Annotated in this window: 21 protein-coding genes; 13 read left to right on the top strand and 8 right to left on the bottom strand. The window is 65.1% G+C overall.

Annotated elements, in window-relative coordinates; all coding sequences use genetic code 11:
* Positions 1-43 precede the first annotated feature (43 nt).
* The 3 genes from ABB29_RS15520 to rsgA are packed head-to-tail and all read right to left on the bottom strand — an operon-like array spanning position 44 to position 3,818.
* A complete protein-coding gene (locus ABB29_RS15520) occupies positions 44-1,297 on the bottom strand; it encodes a flavohemoglobin expression-modulating QEGLA motif protein (protein ID WP_057660703.1) in 1,254 nt (417 codons plus the stop codon).
* On the bottom strand, positions 1,278-2,624 hold the full coding sequence (locus tag ABB29_RS15515) for a hypothetical protein (RefSeq protein ID WP_425414783.1): 1,347 nt from the start codon (positions 2,622-2,624) through the stop codon (positions 1,278-1,280). The genes ABB29_RS15520 and ABB29_RS15515 overlap by 20 nt, the downstream gene beginning before the upstream one ends.
* A gap of 39 nt (positions 2,625-2,663) precedes the next feature.
* Positions 2,664-3,818 (bottom strand): ribosome small subunit-dependent GTPase A, encoded by a 1,155-nt coding sequence (rsgA, locus tag ABB29_RS15510; protein WP_057660700.1) that lies wholly within the window; start codon positions 3,816-3,818, stop codon positions 2,664-2,666.
* A gap of 184 nt (positions 3,819-4,002) precedes the next feature.
* Here rsgA and ABB29_RS15505 point away from each other — a divergent pair, with 184 nt between their 5' ends.
* On the top strand, positions 4,003-5,268 hold the full coding sequence (locus tag ABB29_RS15505; protein ID WP_057660697.1) for a pyridoxal phosphate-dependent aminotransferase: 1,266 nt from the start codon (positions 4,003-4,005) through the stop codon (positions 5,266-5,268).
* Between the two features lie 14 nt (positions 5,269-5,282).
* Positions 5,283-5,924, top strand: a complete 642-nt coding sequence (locus ABB29_RS15500; protein WP_057660717.1) for an SGNH/GDSL hydrolase family protein — start codon at positions 5,283-5,285, stop codon at positions 5,922-5,924.
* Positions 5,925-6,084: 160 nt separating this feature from the next.
* On the opposite strand, the gene ABB29_RS15495 is transcribed toward ABB29_RS15500, so the two are convergent.
* Positions 6,085-6,864 (bottom strand): polysaccharide deacetylase family protein, encoded by a 780-nt coding sequence (locus tag ABB29_RS15495; RefSeq protein ID WP_057660694.1) that lies wholly within the window; start codon positions 6,862-6,864, stop codon positions 6,085-6,087.
* Between the two features lie 76 nt (positions 6,865-6,940).
* On the opposite strand from ABB29_RS15495, the gene grxD reads away from it, so the two are divergent.
* Positions 6,941-7,870 carry a Grx4 family monothiol glutaredoxin gene (grxD, locus tag ABB29_RS15490; protein ID WP_057660690.1) on the top strand — a complete coding sequence of 310 codons (930 nt, stop codon included), beginning with the start codon at positions 6,941-6,943 and terminating at the stop codon, positions 7,868-7,870.
* 55 nt (positions 7,871-7,925) lie between these two features.
* Here grxD and ABB29_RS15485 read toward each other — a convergent pair whose 3' ends face one another.
* Positions 7,926-8,465 carry a DUF924 family protein gene (locus ABB29_RS15485; RefSeq protein WP_057660686.1) on the bottom strand — a complete coding sequence of 180 codons (540 nt, stop codon included), beginning with the start codon at positions 8,463-8,465 and terminating at the stop codon, positions 7,926-7,928.
* A 212-nt stretch (positions 8,466-8,677) separates the two neighbouring features.
* On the opposite strand from ABB29_RS15485, the gene ABB29_RS15480 reads away from it, so the two are divergent.
* From ABB29_RS15480 to ABB29_RS15460, 5 genes are all read left to right on the top strand, one after another.
* Positions 8,678-10,084: an amidohydrolase gene (locus tag ABB29_RS15480; protein ID WP_057660684.1), complete on the top strand. Its 1,407-nt coding sequence runs from the start codon at positions 8,678-8,680 to the stop codon at positions 10,082-10,084.
* The gene (locus tag ABB29_RS15475) at positions 10,081-11,388 is read left to right on the top strand and encodes an amidohydrolase family protein (protein WP_057660681.1); all 1,308 of its coding nucleotides are present in this window, start codon (positions 10,081-10,083) and stop codon (positions 11,386-11,388) included. Before ABB29_RS15480 ends, ABB29_RS15475 begins: the two co-directional genes overlap by 4 nt.
* Before the next feature lie 115 nt (positions 11,389-11,503).
* On the top strand, positions 11,504-12,451 hold the full coding sequence (locus ABB29_RS15470) for a DegV family protein (RefSeq protein WP_057660676.1): 948 nt from the start codon (positions 11,504-11,506) through the stop codon (positions 12,449-12,451).
* A 59-nt stretch (positions 12,452-12,510) separates the two neighbouring features.
* Complete coding sequence (locus tag ABB29_RS15465; RefSeq protein ID WP_057660675.1) at positions 12,511-12,855, top strand: hypothetical protein; 345 nt, start codon at positions 12,511-12,513, stop codon at positions 12,853-12,855.
* Positions 12,852-13,535 (top strand): Dph6-related ATP pyrophosphatase, encoded by a 684-nt coding sequence (locus tag ABB29_RS15460; RefSeq protein ID WP_057660672.1) that lies wholly within the window; start codon positions 12,852-12,854, stop codon positions 13,533-13,535. The genes ABB29_RS15465 and ABB29_RS15460 overlap by 4 nt, the downstream gene beginning before the upstream one ends.
* 564 nt (positions 13,536-14,099) lie before the next feature.
* Here the strand turns inward: ABB29_RS15460 and fghA are convergent.
* The 3 genes from fghA to ABB29_RS15445 form a co-directional block, all read right to left on the bottom strand.
* Positions 14,100-14,930, bottom strand: a complete 831-nt coding sequence (gene fghA, locus ABB29_RS15455; protein WP_057660670.1) for an S-formylglutathione hydrolase — start codon at positions 14,928-14,930, stop codon at positions 14,100-14,102.
* A gap of 77 nt (positions 14,931-15,007) precedes the next feature.
* Complete coding sequence (locus tag ABB29_RS15450) at positions 15,008-16,117, bottom strand: S-(hydroxymethyl)glutathione dehydrogenase/class III alcohol dehydrogenase (protein WP_057660667.1); 1,110 nt, start codon at positions 16,115-16,117, stop codon at positions 15,008-15,010.
* Between the two features lie 66 nt (positions 16,118-16,183).
* Positions 16,184-16,459: a metal/formaldehyde-sensitive transcriptional repressor gene (locus ABB29_RS15445; RefSeq protein WP_057660665.1), complete on the bottom strand. Its 276-nt coding sequence runs from the start codon at positions 16,457-16,459 to the stop codon at positions 16,184-16,186.
* A 374-nt stretch (positions 16,460-16,833) separates the two neighbouring features.
* On the opposite strand from ABB29_RS15445, the gene ABB29_RS15440 reads away from it, so the two are divergent.
* The 5 genes from ABB29_RS15440 (at position 16,834) to ABB29_RS15415 (ending at position 19,971) form a co-directional block, all read left to right on the top strand.
* On the top strand, positions 16,834-17,364 hold the full coding sequence (locus tag ABB29_RS15440; protein WP_245622653.1) for a hypothetical protein: 531 nt from the start codon (positions 16,834-16,836) through the stop codon (positions 17,362-17,364).
* Between the two features lie 165 nt (positions 17,365-17,529).
* Entirely contained in the window at positions 17,530-17,805 is a 276-nt protein-coding gene (locus ABB29_RS15435) for a hypothetical protein (protein WP_157062693.1), read from the top strand.
* A gap of 61 nt (positions 17,806-17,866) precedes the next feature.
* A complete protein-coding gene (locus ABB29_RS15430; protein ID WP_057660659.1) occupies positions 17,867-18,331 on the top strand; it encodes a hypothetical protein in 465 nt (154 codons plus the stop codon).
* Between the two features lie 789 nt (positions 18,332-19,120).
* Positions 19,121-19,633 carry a hypothetical protein gene (locus tag ABB29_RS15420; RefSeq protein ID WP_057660653.1) on the top strand — a complete coding sequence of 171 codons (513 nt, stop codon included), beginning with the start codon at positions 19,121-19,123 and terminating at the stop codon, positions 19,631-19,633.
* Between the two features lie 17 nt (positions 19,634-19,650).
* Positions 19,651-19,971, top strand: coding sequence for a hypothetical protein (locus ABB29_RS15415; protein ID WP_057660650.1), 321 nt, complete (start codon positions 19,651-19,653; stop codon positions 19,969-19,971).
* The last annotated feature ends 31 nt before the right edge of the window (positions 19,972-20,002 follow it).

Genomic DNA, 20,002 nt, shown 5'->3' with positions numbered 1-20,002 from the left:
TGTGCGCGCCTGCTACGCAACCCCGCCTGCTACCGGCGCGGCGCTATCGGCTGGCCGTGTCGGTCAGTTGATCCAGGCGGATGCGGTTGGCGAACAACGAGAATGCCAGTACCCCGGCCAGGCCATTGGCACGGGTGATCCACGGCGGCAGCCAACGCGGCGGTTGCAGCACGCCCTGCTCGAACATCGGTTGCAGGGCGCGGGCGTCATCCAGGGTCATCTTGCCGGCGAACAAATAGCGGCAGGGCTGCAGGCGATCCTGCTGCAGCGATTGCCGGAAATAGGTGTGCACGGCGACCAGCCCACGCAGGTACACGGTGTCCTTGGTGAAGGCCTGGCCACCGGCCGGGTCGACCCCGCGGAACACCCGCTGCGCCGAGGCGAAGCTTTCCGGCGCGGCCTGGCCGGCAGTACGGAAATAATTGAATACCTCGATGAAATCGGCGCCAGCCAGGGCCATCGCGATGGCCTCGATACGCAGGCTGATCCGCTTCATCCGTTCGATGTCGATGCTGCCGGTGATCTGTTCGGCAAACGTGGCCAGCCCTTCCTGGGTTTCGGTGACCCGCGGCGAGGCCAGCGCCAGGCTCGGGAACAGCAGCTGCTGGCGGCCGTTGAGCGAGGTCAGCGAGTGCACCAGCGCCTCATGGTTGAACAGTTGCGCACGATCGTAATGACTGAACGCCGCGCCCTGGCGCAGGCGGATGCGGGTAGCGCCGGCGGCGGCCTTGGACACCAGCGACGGATCCAGTTCGACGCTGATCACGCGCTGGTCGAAGAAGTCGTCCAGATCCGACTGCAACTGCAGTTGCAACGCGGTCGCCGACACCGGCACCTGCTCTTCCGGCGCCAGCAGCTCGCGGTCCAGATCGTTGGCGATGCCGATGAAGTGTCCGGCTGCCTCGCGGGTGCTGGGACCGTTGCCGGGCAGGCGATCTTCCGGCCGGCCGAACAAGGCGATCGACAGCGCGGTGACCCGATCCGTGCCCAGCGATTCCAGCAACTGCGCGGCCAGGTCCCAGCTGCGGGCATTGTCCTGCAGGTAACCACCGAGCGGATGGTCCGGATCGGCGGCGGCGATGATCGCGGCCAGCTCGCGCCGCGCATCACTGAAGTCGTGCCGCGGGTAAGCCACTTGCGGCATCTGCGGCTGGCCCTTGGCCACGCTGTCCAGGAACGGTTGCCGGACGCTGCTCGGCCAACTGGTCAAGGTCAGCAGGCGGATGCCCTGCACTGCCCGCACCAGGCGGATGTCCAGCTGCGAGTGATGGTGCAGTTCAGCGGCCAGCGTCGGCATGCGAAGGTTCTCCAGCGAGGGCGTGGCCAGAGCGGCAATCGTGCAGCTGCCGATCACGCCAGCGCCGGTACAGCGTGGTGTGCAAATTATGCCTGGCCAACGACACGGTATACGGCGTGCGCGGATTGCGGTCCAGCATCCGCACCACATGATAGGCAATTGGCTGGACGCCGCGATGGTGCACGTAGATGCGGAAGCCGCGGTAGAACGGATCCGCCAGCAAGGCATCCATCCGCGCCAGGATCTGCTGCTGGTCGCTCTCCAGCCCGGCGCGGGCGTCGGCGGCAGGCGATTGCAGCAGTGGCATGAAGTCGCGGATGCCGGTATCGCGCAGCTGCCGCGCCAGGGTCCAGATGCGTGCGTTCTGCTGGTCGAAATAAGCGAAGCCGCCGTGTTGATGCAGCGAAGCATAAGCGGCCGGTGACACATCGACGATGACGAAGTTCTGCGCCTGGTTGTTGACGTCATCGAGGGTGATGCGATCAAACGCATGGACCAGGAAGCCGGGAACACCGGCGAACGCATGCCGCCCCATCCGCGAACTCTTGACCGCCTTGCCATCGCCGAAAAATTCACCGGCGTGCGCGCCGAGCAGGATGCTGTCGGTGTCATGCAGGGTCAGGAAGGTGCCGATCGACAGTTCGCCGGCACTGAATTCGTCATCGAATGCGGCATCGCCGTACAACTCGCGCTGGGTCGCCAGTTGCGCGATCTGGCGCCCGACGCCGCATTCGCTGCGGACCCGGCCGTGATAGAACGCATCCAGCGCGCGCGCATTGCCAGCGGCCGGCTGGTAGCCGCGACCGAGGCTGCGGAAACCCTGCCAGCCCTGCGCTCGCGCGCCGCCCCAGCCGAAGCCGATCCAGCCCAGCTGCAACGCGGTGAAACGATAACCGGGGTTGGCATCCAGCGCGGCGGTGGCGCGCGCGGTCGCCGCGGCCAGCGCGAACATGTACGCGCAGCGCGTAGCCGGATCCTCCAGCGCCGCCTGCAGCGCGCGCGTACGCTGGGCGGGCGTCAGGCCGCGTGGCAATGACAGCCGCAGATCACCGGCGGCCTGCGCCTGGGCCAGGTCGTCGCGCTGGCAAGGCTGGCCGGCCTGGATCATGGCCTGGCCACGCTCGGCCTGGCTGTCGATGCGCCAGCCGAGCCGTTGCAACAGCGCCTGCATGCAGCCATCGCAGTCATCGTTGGCAGGCGTTGCCGTTGCCGCAGCGGTTGCGGTCGCAGTCGCGTTGGAAGTGCTTGCATTGCTGGCGCTGGCCAATGCCGCCGGCCATGCCAGCGCGGCGGTCAACACGGTGGGGAACAACCATCGAAGCGGGATCATGGCCGCAGCTTGCCCGCGCGGCCGTGAAACTTTCGCTCAGCGGCGACGCTGGCCGTCCGGATCACGACGCTGCGCCGCGCGGGTCGGCGACTTGCCTGGCGGTTTGCCCTGGGTCGCGGCTTCGGCCTTCTGCGCCAGTCGTTTCTCCAGCTTTTCCGCGGCCGCGGCGACTTCATCGCGCAACTTCAGGTAGTTGAGGAAACGTTCTTCGTCCAGCTCGCCGGCGTCGATGGCTTCGCGCACCGCGCAGCCCGGTTCGCGCTGGTGCGCGCAGTCGCGGAAGCGGCACTGCGCGGCCAACGCCTCGATGTCGGAAAAGCCGCCTTCGGCCAGTTCCTCTTCGCCGGTCGGCTTCAGTTCGCGCATGCCCGGGGTGTCGATCAGGCAGGCGCCGGACGGCAGCGGCAGCAGCGCACGGTGGGTGGTGGTGTGGCGGCCACGCGAATCGCTCTCGCGGACCGCGCCGGTCTTCATCCGTTCGTTGCCGAGCAGGGTATTGGTGATGGTCGACTTGCCGGCGCCGGACGAACCGACCAGCACCACCGTGCGGCCTTCGCCCAGCCACGGTTCCAGCACCGCCACGCTGGCCGGGTCGCGGGCGTTGATCGGCAGCACCGGGATGTCCTGCGCCGCCAGTTCTTCCAGCACCTGGACCGCGTCGTCGCTGTATTCGGTCTGGTCGGCCTTGGTCAGCACCACCACCGGCGCCACTCCGCCACCGCCGACCAGCAGCAGGTAGCGCTCGATCCGGCGTGGATTGAAGTCCGCATCCAGCCCGCAGACGATGAACACGGTATCGATGTTGGCCGCGATGACCTGTTGCTGGTAATGCTCGCCGGCGGCGCCACGCTTGATCGCGGTATGCCGGGGCAACAGGGCGACGATGCGCTTGCCGTCCTCCAGCAGCACCCAGTCGCCGACCGCCGGCCGCAGGTGGGCCGGGGTCGAACTCTTCTTGAAGCTCGGCGGCCGCTGCCACTCGGGCAATGACTCGGCGCGGATCGCGGCATCGACCGCGTCGGCGACCACGTAGCCGCTGCGGTGCTGTTCGGTAACCCGAGCTGGTCGCGCCCGCGGATGGGCCGCGAATGCCGCCTGCCATTGCGGGTCCTGCGGCGGACCGGGCCACGGCCAGCCAATGGCGCGCACGGCGGCGAAACTCGCCGGAGTTGTCTCGGGGTCTGGGGTCATGGCGTGATTCTAGAGCGTGCCATCTGCTTTTGTCGGATTGCATCGCGGCACTGGCGGCCAGGCTGGCGCCGCCATCCACCGGCAAGCGCCTGTGATGGCCTGGTCACCGGCCCCTGCCGGATCGCTTTTGTGCGTTGATTTTCGGCTAAAGTGCGGCTTCCCCTTTGCTTCCCGTCCGTGTGCCATGTCTTCCCTGCCGACCCGCCAGCGCCTGTCAGAAGTCCGTTACGAAATCCGTGGCGAGCTGGCCCGGCGAGCCCGTGAGCTGGAGAGTCAGGGCCACAAGCTGATCAAGCTGAATATCGGCAACCCGGGCGCGTTCGGTTTCCGTGCCCCGCCGCATCTGCAGAACGCGATCATCGGCGACATCGATCACACCGATCCCTACACCCATCAGCAGGGCCTGCCGGCGGCGCGCGAAGCCATTGCCGCGGCCTACCAGCGCCGTGGCCTGGACGATGTCGGCGCCGAGGAAGTGTTCATCGGCAACGGTGTCAGCGAGCTGATCGATCTGTCGCTGCGGGCGCTGCTCAATCCCGGTGACGAAGTGCTGGTGCCCTCGCCCGATTATCCGCTGTGGTCGGCGGCGACCATCCTCAATGACGGCCGGCCGGTGTATTACCGCTGCGACCCGGACAATGATTTCCTGCCCGACCCGAGCGAGATTGAAACGCTGGTGTCCTCGCGCACCCGCGCCATCGTGCTGATCAATCCCAACAATCCGACCGGCGCCACCTATCCGCGCGAGCTGCTGCAACGGATCATCGCCATCGCCGCGCGCCACCGGTTGTTGCTGCTGGTCGATGAAATCTACGACCAGGTGCTGTACGACGGCGCCCGCTTCGAACCGCTGGCGCCACTGGCCGGCGACGTCCCCTGCCTGACCTTCAGCGGGCTGAGCAAGGTCCACCGTGCCTGCGGCTGGCGGGTCGGCTGGGCGGTGCTGTCGGGCGAGCGCGCACGCCTGCGCGAATTCCGCCATGCAATGGATCTGCTGAGCGCGCTGCGGCTGTGCGCCAACGTGCCGGGCCAGTACGCGATTGAAGCGGCGGTCAACGGTCCGGATACCATTTCCGCCCTGTGCCAACCGGGCGGGCGCCTGTACGAAACCCGCCGCGCGGTGATCGAAGCCTGCGATGAAAGCGCGCACCTGCAGCTGGTCGCGCCGGCGGGTGCGCTGTATGCGTTCCCGGCGGTGATTGGCGATGCCGCGCAGGGTTTCGACGATCATGCCTTCGCCCTGGACCTGCTGGAAACCGAAGGCGTGCTGGTGGTGCCCGGTTCCAGCTTCAACGTGCCCTACCGCAACCATTTCCGGGTCACCCTGCTGCCCGATGCGGTGATGATGCGCGAGGTATTCGCGCGCATCGACCGGGCGCTGGATCGACGCGCCGAACAGCACAACAAAGTCGTGCCATTGAGCGCCAAGCAGCGACGGACGGCGGGCTGAGCATGATGGCGACGATGACACAGGGCGGATCACTCGCCAGCAACGCGCTGCGCTATCTGGCGCTGGGCGACTCCTACACCATCGGCGAAGGCGTGGCCGAATCGGCACGCTGGCCGGTAGTGCTGGCCGAGCGGCTCAGCCAGCAGGGCATCGCCGTGCAGCCGCCGCAGATCATTGCCCGTACCGGCTGGACCACTGACGAGCTTGACGACGGCATCCGCCAGGCCGCGCCAACTGGCGAGTTCGCTCTGGTCAGCCTGCTGATCGGGGTCAACAACCAGTACCGCGGCCGCAGCGTCGAGGAATACCGCACCCAGTTCGCCGCGCTGCTATGGCAGGCCATCGGCTTTGCCGGCAACCGCCCGCAGCGGGTGCTGGTGGTGTCGATTCCGGATTGGGGCATCACCCCGTTCGCACGTTCGCAGCAACGCGACCGGCAACAGGTGGCCGATGAAATCGATGCCTTCAATCAGGCCGCGGGTGAAGTCTGCGCCGCGCGCGGGGTGGCATTCGTCGATATCACCGCCATCAGCCGCGACGGCGGTGACAACGTGGCGATGCTGGTCGACGATGGCCTGCACCCGTCGGCGGCGATGTACGCACGCTGGTGCGAGCAGGTGCTGCCGGTAGCCCGGCAAGCGCTGTCCAGCCCCTGACTGGCGTCGCCCGCCCCTGGTAGAGCGGAGCTTGCTCCGCTGCATTGAAAGCGCAGAGCTGTGCCTGCCCTCTTTTGGGCCTCGCTGATCAAGGCGCTGCAAGGCAAGCAGCGGAGCAAGCTCCGCTCTACCGAGGGTAGTCAGGTCATGGTGGCCAGCGCTAGGCCTTCGGCAAGCAAGTCCGGTAGCCTTCGCGCTGCAGGTACTGCAGCACGCCTTGCAGAATCTGCGGGTTGTGGCCGTGGCGGGCGCCTTCATGCAGCAGCACGATGGCGCCGGGCGCAATCGCGCCGGTAATGCGCTCGATGACCTGCTGCGGCTGGCAATCGACCCCATCAAAGCCGCGTGCGCTCCAGGCCACCCGGGTCAGGCCGTGGCGTGCCAGCGGCAGGCCGACGAACGGATTGGTCATGCCCACCACCGAGCGGAACCAGACCGGCGCCCGTCCACTCAATTGCTGCAGCAGCTGCTGGTTGCCGCCGATTTCGCGCTCCAGCGCGCGCGGCCCCAGGCACCAGAACAGCTTGTCGCGATGATGGCGGCTGTGGTTGCCGATGTCGTGACCGCGCTGCAGGATCGCCTCGATCAGCCGTGGCTGCGCCAGCGCGCGTTCGCCGACCACGAAGAAGGTCGCCCTGGCCTGGTGGCGGTCCAGCAGATCCAGCATCGCCAGCGTGTCCGCCGACGGTCCGTCATCGATCGTCAGCCACACTTCGCGCGCCGCGGTCGGCAGCCGTGACAGCGCCGGCACCAGCCAGCTGGCCCGCGGGTACAGGGTGGCCCAGACCACCGCCAGATGGGTCGCCACCATCAGCGCCAGCCCCCATTGCCAGCCGTGCCGCCACCACACCATCGCCACCGCGACTTGAGACAGCAGCAACAGGCCCAATATCAGGCGGGGATGGCGCGGCACGCGGCGCAGTCCGTCGGCATTCTTCATGTCCCATGATGCCATGGGGCGTAAAATATCCGCGCTGTCCTGCAGCGTTTTTCATCCCTCACTACCGGTACCCGTCATGTCCCTCGACCCCGCCCTGCGTTCCCGAATCGAATCCCTGTTGCAGTCCAACCGGGTGGTGCTGTTCATGAAGGGCCAGCCCAACATGCCGCAGTGCGGTTTTTCGGCCAAGGCCGTCGGTGCGCTGGGCTCGCTGGGGGTGGACTATGCCCACGTCAACGTGCTGGCCGACCAGGACATCCGCGAAGGCATCAAGATCTACGGCGACTGGCCGACCATCCCGCAGCTGTACATCGACGGCGAGCTGGTCGGCGGCAGCGACATCATCGAGCAGATGACCAACTCCGGCGAGCTGGCCAGCGTGCTCGGGGTACCGGCCCCGGATCGCACGCCGCCGTCGATCACCATCACCCCGGCGGCGGTGGAAATGCTGCGCGGCGCGGTGGACGAAGCCGGCGCCGGTGCCGCGCTGAGCCTGTCGATCAACGCCCAGTTCCAGCCCAACTTCCAGCTGGCCCAGTTTGATGCCAACGCCATTGCCGCCGAATCCAACGGCCTGCGGGTGCAGTTCGACCTGGCCAGCGCGCGCCGCGCCGACGGCATCACCATCGACTGGGTCGACGACATGCGCGGCAAGGGTCTGGCCATCGACAACCCGAATGCGCCCAGGCCGGTGCCGGCGATCAGCGTGGCCGATGCCGATGCGCGGGTCCGTGCCGGCGAACTGCTGCTGGTCGACGTGCGCCCGGCCGAAGAACGCGCCATCGCCAGCGTCGGCGTGCCGTTCACCACCTTCGACGGCAATGGCCGTGCCGAACTGGAGTCGCTGGCCAAGGACACCGCCATCGCTTTCATGTGCCACCACGGCGGGCGCAGCCTGCAGGCCGCCGAGGAATTCCGCGGCAAGGGCTTCAGCAACGTCCACAACGTCACCGGCGGCATCCACGCCTGGGCCGAGCAGGTCGACAGCAGCATCCCGACCTACTGAGTCGGGTCGCTGCCAGCCACCACGAAAAGCGCCCCGCGGGGCGCTTTTTGTTTGCTCAGCCCTTGAAGCCACCCTCGGCCAGATAGTCCAGCTCCTGCTGGGTCGAGACCCGCCCCAGCGCCGGGTTGCGATGCGGGAAGCGGCCGAAACGCTCGATGATGTCCAGGTGCAGCTGCGCGTAACGCTGGTAGGTGCCTTCATTCAAGGCGGTGAACAGCGCCAGTGACCGCTGCTGGTCCTGCATGGATTCGGAATGCTCGAACGGCAGATAGAAGAACGCCCGCAGCGCCGGCTCGAAGGCCTGGTCATGGCCAGCCTCGAGCGCGCGCTCGGCATAGTGACGGGCCAGGCCATCGGTCGCATAGGAATGGGCACTGCCGCGAAAGCAGTTGCGTGGAAATTGATCCAGCAACAGCAGCAGTGCCAGCGCCCCTTCAGCCGACTGCAGCCACGATTCGTATTCACCGCGCGCGGCGGCATGATGGTCATCGCTGAAACGCTGGCGGAAGCGATTGTCGAACGCGTCGTCGCGGCTGAACCACTTCTCCGCACCGGCCTGCTGCCAGAATCGCACCACCTCGCCCGGATCGCTCATCTCTGTGTTCCCGTCGTTGCCTTGCCTGCTGCAAGGGTAAACCAGCAACGATCACGCTGCTGTCCACGCCAGTCACGTTGATCGGATCCGCCGACCACTGTGCTGGCGCAAAACGCGTGTACGCGGCGTCCGCACGCATTCCGCCAGCGCCGGCACTTGGCATGGGCCCGCGCAGGCGGTAGCGTCTGCCGCGAATCAATGGGGAACCACCTATGCGTTTGATGTTGCTTGCCGGCGCCGTGCTGGCGTTCCACTGCGCCGATGTATCGGCTGCCTCGCGCTTCACCGACGATCCGTATCCCAGCACCTACCAGCCGATTGCCAGCGCGCCAGTGCTGATCGAACACGCCACCGTGCTGATTGGTGATGGTCAGCGCATGGATGACGCCGATGTGCTGCTGGTCGATGGCAGGATCAGCGCGGTCGGGCCGTCACTGGCGGCGCCGGCCAACGCCACCCGCATCGATGGTCGTGGCCGCTGGGTGACGCCCGGCATCATCGACGTGCATTCGCACCTGGGCGTGTATCCCAGCCCCGGCGCCAGCGCCCACAGCGACGGCAACGAGATGACCGCGCCGGTCACCGCCAACGTCTGGGCCGAGCATTCGATCTGGCCGCAGGATCCGGGCTTCAATACCGCCCGCGCTGGCGGCATCACCACCTTGCAGGTACTGCCGGGCTCGGCCAACCTGGTCGGCGGCCGCGGGGTGACCCTACGCAACGTGCCGGCCACCACCTACCAGGAAATGAAATTCCCCGGCGCGCCGTGGGGGCTGAAGATGGCCTGCGGCGAGAATCCCAAGCGCGTCTACGGCCAGAAGGGCGGCCCGGCCACCCGCATGGGCAACGTCGCCGGCTATCGCGCCGCCTTCATCGATGCCAGCGAGTATCTGAAGAAGAACGCGCCCAAACAGGACAACCCGAAGAACAAGCACTGGTGGTCGCGCAACAGCGGCGACGGCGATGACAGCTCCGGCGACAGCGGCGGCAAGCGTGATCTGAAGCTGGACACGCTGGCCGGGGCGATCAACGGCGACATCCGCGTGCATATCCATTGCTACCGCGCCGACGAGATGGCGATCATGCTGGACCTGGCACGCGAGTTCGGCTTCAAGGTCGCTGCGTTCCACCACGGTGTCGAAGCCTACAAGCTGGCCGATCGGCTGGCCGAAGAAGGCGTGTGCGGTGCGTTGTGGGCCGACTGGTGGGGATTCAAGATGGAAGCCTTCGACGGCATCCCGGAAAACATCGCGCTGGTGGATCGCCCGGCCAAGGGTTGCGCCATCGTCCATTCGGATTCGGAAGAAGGCATCCAGCGGCTCAATCAGGAAGCAGCCAAGGTCATCGCCAGTGCCCGCGAAGTGCAGATGGAGATCCCGCCCGAACGCGCGATCCGCTGGCTCACCGCCAACGCCGCCAGGTCACTGGGCATCGAGCAGGAAACCGGCACCCTGACCGTCGGCAAGCGCGCCGACGTGGTGCTGTGGAACCAGAATCCCTTCAGCGTCTACGCGCTGGCCGATCAGGTGTACGTCGATGGCGCCCGCGTGTACGACCGCGACGACGCCAGCCGGCAACCGCATTCGGACTTCATGCTCGGCCAGGAGGCGGCGCCATGAACCTGTTCAATGGAGTGTCGCGGCGCCCTCGTCGACTGCTGCTGGCGGCGGGGCTGATGCTGGGCCTGCCGGTGCTGCCGTTGCAGGCCCAGGATCTGCTGATCCGCAATGCCAACGTGCATACCGCCAGCACGCAGGGCAGCCTGCCGCACCATGACGTGCTGGTGCGCGACGGCCGCATCACCGCCATCGGCAGCGGCCTGGCAGCTCCGGCCGGGGCCAGCGTGGTCGAGGCCGAAGGCCTGCCACTGACGCCCGCGCTGTTTGGCGGCATCACCGAGATCGGCATCGAAGAAGTGTCGGGCGAATCGGAAACCAACGACAGCGCCGTGTCGCTGGCTAACCAGCAACCGATGCGACCGGAGTTCGATGTGACCCTGGCCTACAACCCGGACTCGGTACTGGTGCCGGTGGCGCGGGTCGGTGGCATCGGCTTCACCCTGCTCGGTGCCACCACCGGCGGCTCGTTCGTGGCCGGCCAGGGCGGGGTGATGCGGCTGGATGGCGGCAGCGATCCGATCGGCTCGCGGGTGTTGTTCATCCGCCTGGGCGCCAAGGCCGCCGAGCTCAGCGGCAACTCGCGCGCGGCGCAGTGGATGCTGCTGCAGCAGATGGTCGATGAAGCACGCGGACGGATGCCGGCCGATTCGCCGCATGCCCTGTTGACCGCCGCCGGTCGACGCACGCTGGCCGCGTTCCTCGACGGTCGCGGCCGGATCATGTTCGAAGTCAACCGCGCCGCCGACATATCGCAACTGCTGCGCTGGGCTGCCCGCGAAAAAGTCAGCATCGCCATTGCTGGTGGCGCCGAAGCCTGGCGGGTGGCACCGCAGTTGGCCGCGGCCAAGGTGCCGGTGTTCGTCGACGGACTGGCCGACCTGCCGTCCAACTTCGATCAGATCGGCGCGACCCTGGAAAACGCCGCGCGGCTGGATGCCGCCGGGGTCGCGGTCAGCTTCAGCCAGTTCAGCGATGCCAGCCACAACGCGCGCAAGATCCGCCAGCACGCCGGCAACGCCGTCGCCCATGGCCTGCCGTGGGAAAAAGGACTGGCGGCATTGACCCGGGTGCCGGCCCAGGCGCTGGGCGTGGAGGATCTCATCGGCAGCATCGCGGTCGGTCGCCAGGCCGATCTGGTGCTGTGGAGCGGTGACCCGCTGGACGTCATCAACAGCGCCCGGCAGATGTGGCTGGGTGGCCGCGCGATACCGATGCGTTCGCGCCAGACCGAGCTGCGCGACCGCTACCTGCAATCGCCGCGTCCGCGCGATCAAGGCGGCTTGCCGCCAGCGTATCGGCCCTGATCGACAGCCAGGCCGGTCGCCGTGCGCGGCGACTTCGCACGGATGTGCAGACGGCGTCGCGCAAATGAGATAGTTTTCACGTATTAGCGACGCAATCACGCCGGGAGGGGCTGGGATGCGCATTGGCATCGTGGTGGATTCGGCCTGCGACTTACCGCAGGATTTCATTGAACAAAACGGCATCGTGGTGTTGCCGATCACCGTGCGCATCGGCGACGCGGTGCTGGCCGATCACCGCGATGAGGAGGCCACGCTGGGCTTCCTGCACGCGCATGTGGCCGAGCGCGGCCACGAGGCCGAGACCACGCCGTTCACGGTCAACCAGATCCGGGACCTGTTCCTGGGCAAGCTGGTGATCGATTACGACCACGTGTTCTGCATGACCATCACCCGCACCCGCAGTCCGATCTACGACAACGCGATGCAGGCCAGTTTCGCCATCCTCAACGACTACAAGCCGGTGCGCCAAGCCGCCGGCTACAACTCGCCGTTCGCACTGCGGGTGCTGGACACCCAGACCCTGTTCGCCGCCCAGGGGGTGACCGCGGTCGAGGCGGTGCGCCTGCGCAACAGCGGCGAGAACGTCGCCCGCATCCGCGAACGGCTGGAACAGGTGGCGGCCAACACCCAGGGCTACATGATTCCGCGCGACCTGTATTACCTGCGGGCGCGGGCGCGGACCAAGGGTGACCGCAGCGTCGGCCTGTTGAGCGCGGCGCTGGGCAGCGCGCTGGACATCAAGCCGGTGCTGTATGGCGCCGGCGGCAAAACCGAGCCGGTGGCCAAGATCAAGGGCTTCGACAATGCGGTGCAACAGATGTTCAAGTTCGCCGAAGGCCGGGTGCGAGCCGGGCTGATGACGCCGACAATGTGCCTGAGTTACGGCGGCGAACTGGCCGAGATGCGGGCCCTGCCCGGCTACCAGGCCCTGCGTGACACCTGCGCCAGTCACAACGTCGATGTCTATGAAAGCGTGATGAGCCTGACCGGCATGGTCAACGTTGGCAAGGGCGCGGTGGTGGTCGGCTTTGCTGCTGATCCGATGCCGTTCAAGGCCGCATAACAGCGCGCTAACGCGGATTGGCTAACCTAGGCACACCTCTTGTTGCCAACGGTCCCGCCATGCCTGTGCGCTATTTCATCCGGCTGCCCGATCCCGAAGCCGCCCGCGGCAGTGATCCGGCCATCAGCTTCCATGCCAACGGCGCGCCGGCGTTTGCCGAACAGCTGCAGCAGGCCCTGTGCAGCAGCGCGTTGTTCGAACACTGGCGCGGCCAGCAGGACGATCCGGATGAGGTCGATCAGACCCTGGGCGTGGTCGACCCGTCGGCGCAGGTCAGTGGCGAGGACGACAACCTGGGCGTCAATCTGGTCGCCACCACCTCGATCCCGGGACGGGTGTTGAAACACCGGCTGTCGCTGCTGGCCGGCAACGCCTGGGAACTGCGCGACGTGGCAGCAGCATGAGCCAGCCGCCGCGCCCGGTGCTGCTGTCCTGGAGCGGCGGCAAGGATGCGGCGTGGACGCTGCACACCCTGCGCCAGTGCGCGCACGTACATGTGGTCGGCCTGTTGACCACGGTCAATGCCGAGTTCGACCGCGTGGCCATGCATGGCATCCGCCGCGACGTACTGCAGGCGCAGGCGCGTGCGGCCGGGCTGCCGTTGATCGAAGCAGTGATTCCCAACCCCTGCAGTAATGAAGACTATGCCGCGGCGATGACGGCGGCTCTGGCCGAAGCCGCGCGCCGCTGGCCAACCTTGCGCACCGTGGCGTTCGGTGATCTGTTCCTGGAAGACGTGCGCGCCTATCGCCAGGCCAATTGCGCGCGCATCGGCTGGGAAGCGATCACGCCGTTGTTCGGCAGTGACACCACCCAACTGGCGCGGCAGATGCAGGCCGCCGGCCTGCGTGCGCAGCTGTGCTGCGTCGATACCGAACAACTGGATGCGCGCTTCGCCGGCCGCGATTTCGATGCCGGCCTGCTGGACGATCTGGACGCAGCGGTAGACCGCTGCGGCGAGAATGGCGAGTTCCATACCCTGGTCAGCGCCGGCCCGATGTTCGAGCAGCCGTTGGCGCTGGAACGCGGCGACACCGTGCTGCGCGACGGCCGCTTCGCCTTCACCGACTTCCGCCTGGCGTAGAGCGGAGCTTGCTCCGCTACCCGCATCCCCGCCCGAAACAACCCAACAAACCTCACTCGGCCGATGTGCTCAACACCCATCCCCGTAGAGCGGAGCTCGCTCCGCTACCCGCATGCCACCCGAAACAACCCAACAAACCTCACTCGGCCAATGCACGCGCATGATCCGCGATGGGCTCACCGCTCTTCGTAGAGCGGAGCTCGCTCCGCTACCCGCATGCCACCCGAAACAACCCAACAAACCTCACTCGGCCAATGCACGCGCATGATCCGCGATGAGCTCACCACCGCTCCGCGTGGAGCGGAGCTCGCTCCGCTACCCGCATCCCGCCCGAAATAGCCCAACAAACCTCACTCGGCCAATGCACGCGCATGATCCGCGATGGGCTCAGCACCGATCCCCGTAGAGCGGAGCTCGCTCCGCTATCCGCATCCCGCCCGGAATAACCCGACAAACCTCACCCGGCCAATGCACGCGCATGATCCGCGATGTGCTCGCCACCGATCCCCGTAGAGCGGAGCTCGCTCCGCTACCCGCATCCCGCCCGAAATAGCCCGACAAACCTCACTCGGACAATGCACCCGCATGATGGGCGATGTGATCGCTGATGAAACTGCTGATGAAATAATAACTATGGTCGTAACCGGGTTGCATCCGCAGCTGCAACGGATGCCCGGCCAGCGCGCACGCCTGCTGCAGCAGCTCCGGTCGCAACTGCTCCTGCAGGAATTCATCGTCACTGCCCTGATCGATCAACAGCGGCAACTTTTCACGGGCGTGTGCGACCAGTACGCTGGCATCCCATGCCTGCCATGCACGGCTGTCATCACCCAGGTAAGCAGTGAACGCCTTGCGCCCCCACGGCACCTGGCTGGGCGCGACGATCGGCGAGAACGCCGATACGCTGCGATAGCGACCCGGATTGCGCAGCGCCAGCACCAGCGCGCCATGGCCGCCCATCGAATGACCACTGATCGCACGGGCGCTGGTGGCCGGCAACCGTGCTTCAATCCATGCCGGCAGCTCGTCGACTACATAATCGTGCATGCGGTAATGCGCCGCCCATGGCGACTGGCTGGCGTTGAGATAGAAGCCGGCGCCCTTGCCCAGGTCATAGCCGTCGGCATCGGCGACATCATCACCGCGTGGACTGGTATCCGGCGCGATCAGGATGATCCCGTGTTCGGCGGCATAGCGCTGCGCACCGGCCTTGCTGATGAAGTTCTGTTCGCTGCAGGTCAGCCCCGACAGCCAGTACAGCACCGGGCACGGCGCATCGGCGGCCTGCGGTGGCAGATAGACGCCGACGTTCATCTCGCAGCCCAACACCTGCGAGTGATGGCGGTAAACGTCCTGCCAGCCGCCGAAACAGGCGCGGTGTTCGATACGTTGCATGGATCCTCCTTTTGTTCCTTGTCGATGCCGGGCTGGAGCAGCTACGCCAGCCCGGCCATCGGTGTTGCGTCAACGGCTCAGTAGTGCACCACCGAGCGAATCGACTTGCCTTCATGCATCAGCTCGAAGGCATCGTTGATCTGCTCCAGATCCATCGTGTGGGTGACGAACGGTGCCAGCTGGATGTCGCCTTTCATCGCGTCCTCGACCATGCCCGGCAGTTGGCTGCGGCCCTTGACCCCGCCAAAGGCGGTGCCCAGCCACTTGCGCCCGGTCACCAGCTGGAACGGGCGGGTGCTGATTTCCTGTCCGGCGCCAGCGACGCCGATGATCACCGACTGGCCCCAGCCACGGTGCGCGCATTCCAGCGCCGCCCGCATGACGTTGACGTTGCCGATGCACTCGAACGAATGATCCACGCCCCAACCGGTCATCTCCACGACCACCTGCTGGATCGGCTTGTCGTGATCCTTGGGATTGACGCAATCGGTCGCACCCATTTCACGTGCCATCTCGAACTTGGCCGGATTGGTATCGATGGCGATGATGCGACCAGCCTTGGCCTGGCGCGCGCCCTGGATCACTGCCAGGCCAATGCCGCCGAGGCCGAACACCGCGACCGAATCGCCGGCCTGGACCTTGGCCGTGTTATGCACCGCGCCGATGCCGGTGGTCACCCCGCAACCCAGCAGGCAGACCTGTTCGGGATTGGCCTCCGGATGGATCTTGGCCAATGACACTTCCGCCACCACCGTGTATTCACTGAAGGTCGAGCAGCCCATGTAGTGATAAATCGGCTGGCCGTTGTAGGAAAACCGGGTGCTGCCATCGGGCATCACGCCCTTGCCCTGCGTCGCGCGCACCGCCACGCACAGATTGGTCTTGCCCGATTTGCAGAACTCGCACTCACGGCATTCGGCGGTGTACAACGGAATGACATGATCGCCAGGCTTGACGCTGGTCACCCCTTCGCCGACCTCGACCACCACGCCCGCGCCTTCATGGCCCAGCACGGCCGGGAACAGCCCTTCCGGGTCTTCGCCGGACAGGGTGAACGCATCGGTATGGCAGACGCCGGTGTGGGTGATCCGCACCAGCACCTCGCCCTTGCGTGGCGGCTCGACGTCGATCTCGACAATCTTCAATGGTTCGCCAGCGGCGAAGGCAACAGCGGCACGTGATTTCATTTCTTTCTCCGGATGGAAATGGGGTTGGCGACAGCCAGCGGGCGGCAGTCCGCCGTCGCCGACGATTTACTTGAGATAGGAACGCAGCAGCGCGGTCATCTCCGCTACCCGCGCCTGGCGCTGGGCCTGCGATGGCGCGGCGCTGCTGAACTGCTCACGCATGTGGGATTCAATGACTTCCGACATCAGGCCGTTGACCGCGCCACGGATGGCGGCAATCTGCTGCAGCACCGGCAGGCAGTCCGTGCCCTGCTCCAGCGCACGCTCCAGCGCCTCGGTCTGGCCACGGATCCGCCGCACGCGGGTGAGCACCTTCTTTTTTTCTTCGGGCGAATGGGGCATCGGCAGACCTCTTACTATACTGGGGGATAGTATCAGGCGATGACCGGATTCGCCAATGCCGGCGTCATCGATCCAGCGGGCTGAGCACCGCGCTGGAACCTGTAGTGTGTAAACCGCAATCGACGGCGAACTTCGACCAACAAACGCACAGGTTGCACGCGCACAGCCAGCCTGGTTACACCCACGTTTCCGCTGCCGTATCTCATACCCTCACGCCTGCAAGGTGTCCGGCCCTCAGTCCGGCCATCACCAAGCACCGTCAATATCGGCCAACTGCTTGATTGGGCGTCGGAATCCAGCTTGACACGGTCAGCCCCGCACCTGAACATCCCGTGCAACACTCCGGATGCGGGATCTACTAGTAGTTAGGCGCCATGAACAAGATTACTTGGCCTTTGTTATTTACTGCCTTGGTTCTGGCAGCGCCGCCTGCGTTCCCTCAGGAGACCGGGCCCGTGGACTCCATACGGGAAGCAACCTGGGAGGCGTACAGCGATGATTATCCCGGCAGCCCCCTATGTGCGAAAGACGAGATCACCCTCTGGTCCTGCTCAGCAGGCAGGCGGGAGTATTCGCTCTGTTCGTCTCGTGTGGTGAACCGCACCCAGGGCTACATGCAGTACCGGGCGTTCAAGGCAGGCAAGACGGTGTTTACGTACCCGGCAGCCAAACGCCCGCCAGCGGGAGCGTTCACGTACACCTCGTACGGCAACGGCAATGCCTCGGTGGAGTTCGTGAACAACGGCTATCGCTACACCTTGGCAGACCCGTTGAGGAGCCCATCATCGATAATGGTCGAGGCGCCGAGTGGAAAAACCACCGAGGTCAGCTGTGGCGCCAACCAAACCCTGCAGGTCAACTACACCATGCGGCTCATGTATGAGGCGGGCGTATGGGACAGGTAGCAGGCATGGCGGCTAACAATTCGTAGGAACTGCCTGCCGCTTCGCGGCGCGGCTTAACTCAGGCGTTAGGCCTCTCAAGACATGAACTCGTACCCGACAGAGATTGATCTCATTGCGGCACTAGACCGCTCTGATGAGCTTGTACGCGAGTGTGCTGCTGGACACGTGTCGTTCGCTGATTTCTGCGCCGAGTACGACAACTTCTATTGGTCATTTGGCCTGGATGGCCACGAGTCGGATCATGCAGGTCAAGCCGTGCTGGCCAAGTACGCCGCGCGCATTGCCCTCCATCAGAAAGTGGCGGACACCATCCTTGCCAAGTTCTGCTCGGACACTGACGCGGTAAAAGATAGCTATCGTGCGGCGCGCCGCTTCGGTTCCATTGAGGCGGTCGCAAGGCTTAAGCTTGTGGCGGCGGGCCTTTCCGGCGGGGAGGCCTAACAGTTCATTCAAGCCGAACCCGCTTCGCGGCTCGGCTTAATTCAGGCGTTAGACCGCACCCATGCCTTCACACGACTTCACCATTTTTGCGGACTACTTTCAGTTCTACATTCAGGATGAGCCTGCGGACGGAGATCTTTCGGAGGCTTGGAGCGATGAGGCCGTAGCTCGCCTGCTCGCAGTTGCGCCTGGCGTCGTTGGCATTGGCACCGTTCGCAACTTGGATGTTCCTGTCTCCATCGAGATTCTCGACAAAGAGCCAATACTCACGCTCAGCTCATGGGATCATGTGGTGGAGTGCAGCATGTCGGTTCAAAGCGGGCGCATTGTCGTTGCTGGCTGCACGGACTACTTTCCGGATGCGGTGCGCATTGAAGTCGCACCAGGAACATATCGTGTGCGCGTCCGCTACTCTGGGTTAAATTCGCTCTCACCGGACGGGTTGGACGGGGATGACCGCTATCGGCTTGAGCTTTGGCAAGCGCCAGCAATAGAGCCCACTGTTATCAAACAACGTGCGGTCTAACAATTCGTTCAAACCGAGCCCAAATCGTGGCAGCGCCTACGTGCCTACGCTACGCTAGCACGCAGTCGCCGCCCCGCTTTGGGCCGGCTTAACTCAGGCGTTAGGCCCTATGGTTTTCTTCGCAATCACAAGGTCAGGCTATACCGAACTTGTCGCTACTCTCGGCAGGGTGCCCTCGCCTCTGTGGGTTAATGCAGGCGTGCTCTCCCCCGAGGAACTATCGGAGCTTGAACTCCGCGGAACTAGTGTCACGCCTTTCACTGTGGACGTAACCAGTAGCTTCGAGCGTTACACGACAGCGCTTGATACTATTTGGCAACATCACCAGGACGAGCGGCTCTGGGCCGAGTATTTCTCGGAGCCCTAACTATTCATTCAAGGGGAACGCGATGATAGCTGGCATCACGCAACGCTCCACGCGGGCGTCCCCTTAACTCAGGTGTTATGTCGTGTTGCGATGACGGGTCGGCAGTTCCTGCTTCGGCAAGCGTGCGTCATCGTTGAGCGTTGGCTCCGGATGCACAGCCCAGCCCTTCCTGCCCAGCCCTGTCCGCTCCGGACTTCGCCTCACCGCTGTTGGTTGGCTTGCCCTTCACTGCGTCCTCTTCAGCCAGTGCGCGCGGCCAGCGTTCCCAGTGATGCTCCGGCCCCGGTTCTGATATCTTCACGGCTGGCGGTGGGGTTCCGTCAGCGCCGGCCAACACCGGCCAGACCCGGGGCAACACCACATAACAGTTCATTCAAGCCGAACCCGCTTCGCGGCTCGGCTTAATTCAGGCGTTAGGCCGCATGAGACTTCTCCTCACGACTGTTGTTTCCTCTATCGCAGCGATCGCGGTTCAACCGCTCGTGCTTGTACTCTGGCTAGTCTTGCCTTCCGTGTTGAGTGGCGCGGAGATGCCGTGGGGCGATCTCGGGCCGATCTTCTTCTATTCGACGCTCTTCGCGACGCCGTTTGTTCTTTTGCTTGGCGTCCCTCTTTCGCTCATTCTCTGGCGTTTTGGCCGGTTCCGCTGGTGGCCACTCGCCTTGGCGGGATCATTGGCTGGGGCCATATTCGCAGGGTGGGAGCTACCCGGTGGGAATCCAGGCTATTCATCAGGCGGCAGCTGGTACGGTCAATACCAAGATTTTGTTGTCGCGGGAGAGCCTACTGTCTACGGCTGGCTCAACTACATCCAGTCTGTGCTCGCATTTGCTCTTCATGGCTTGGTCGGAGCTAGCGTCTACTACTTGGCGTGGGCTTCCGTGCTGCGGCCTAACAATTCATTCAAGCCGAACCCGCTTCGCGGGTCGGCTTAATTCAGGCGTTAGGCGGCATGGAAACAGTACGACTCGTCATGGTGGAAGCATTGCCGCGGCCAGATACGCCGGCTTTCGCCAAGTACGGCGGGGCAACGATCAACGTCTATACCACCGAGTTGTCTGAGCATGCTGCGGTGGAGTTGGCCACGCGTGAAGTTGCAGAGGCCGGGTGGCAGCTTCAGGCTGTAGATGAGACATATCTGCTGACTCGTGCCGAACTTCCTGAGGCAACGCCGGAAGGCGTGGCCTACTTCGAGCAGGCACTTCTGGACGGCGTCGTTGTGGTCATACACACCTACCCGGCCACCCCACAGGAGGGAGACCTTGTCCATTGATGGTCTGCCGGGTGAATTAACAGCCCAAGTG

This window comes from Pseudoxanthomonas dokdonensis, assembly GCF_001431405.1.
In the GTDB taxonomy this organism is placed as follows: domain Bacteria; phylum Pseudomonadota; class Gammaproteobacteria; order Xanthomonadales; family Xanthomonadaceae; genus Pseudoxanthomonas_A; species Pseudoxanthomonas_A dokdonensis.
Note: the sequence above shows the minus strand (reverse complement) of the source record. Positions and strands in the feature narration are given on the sequence as shown.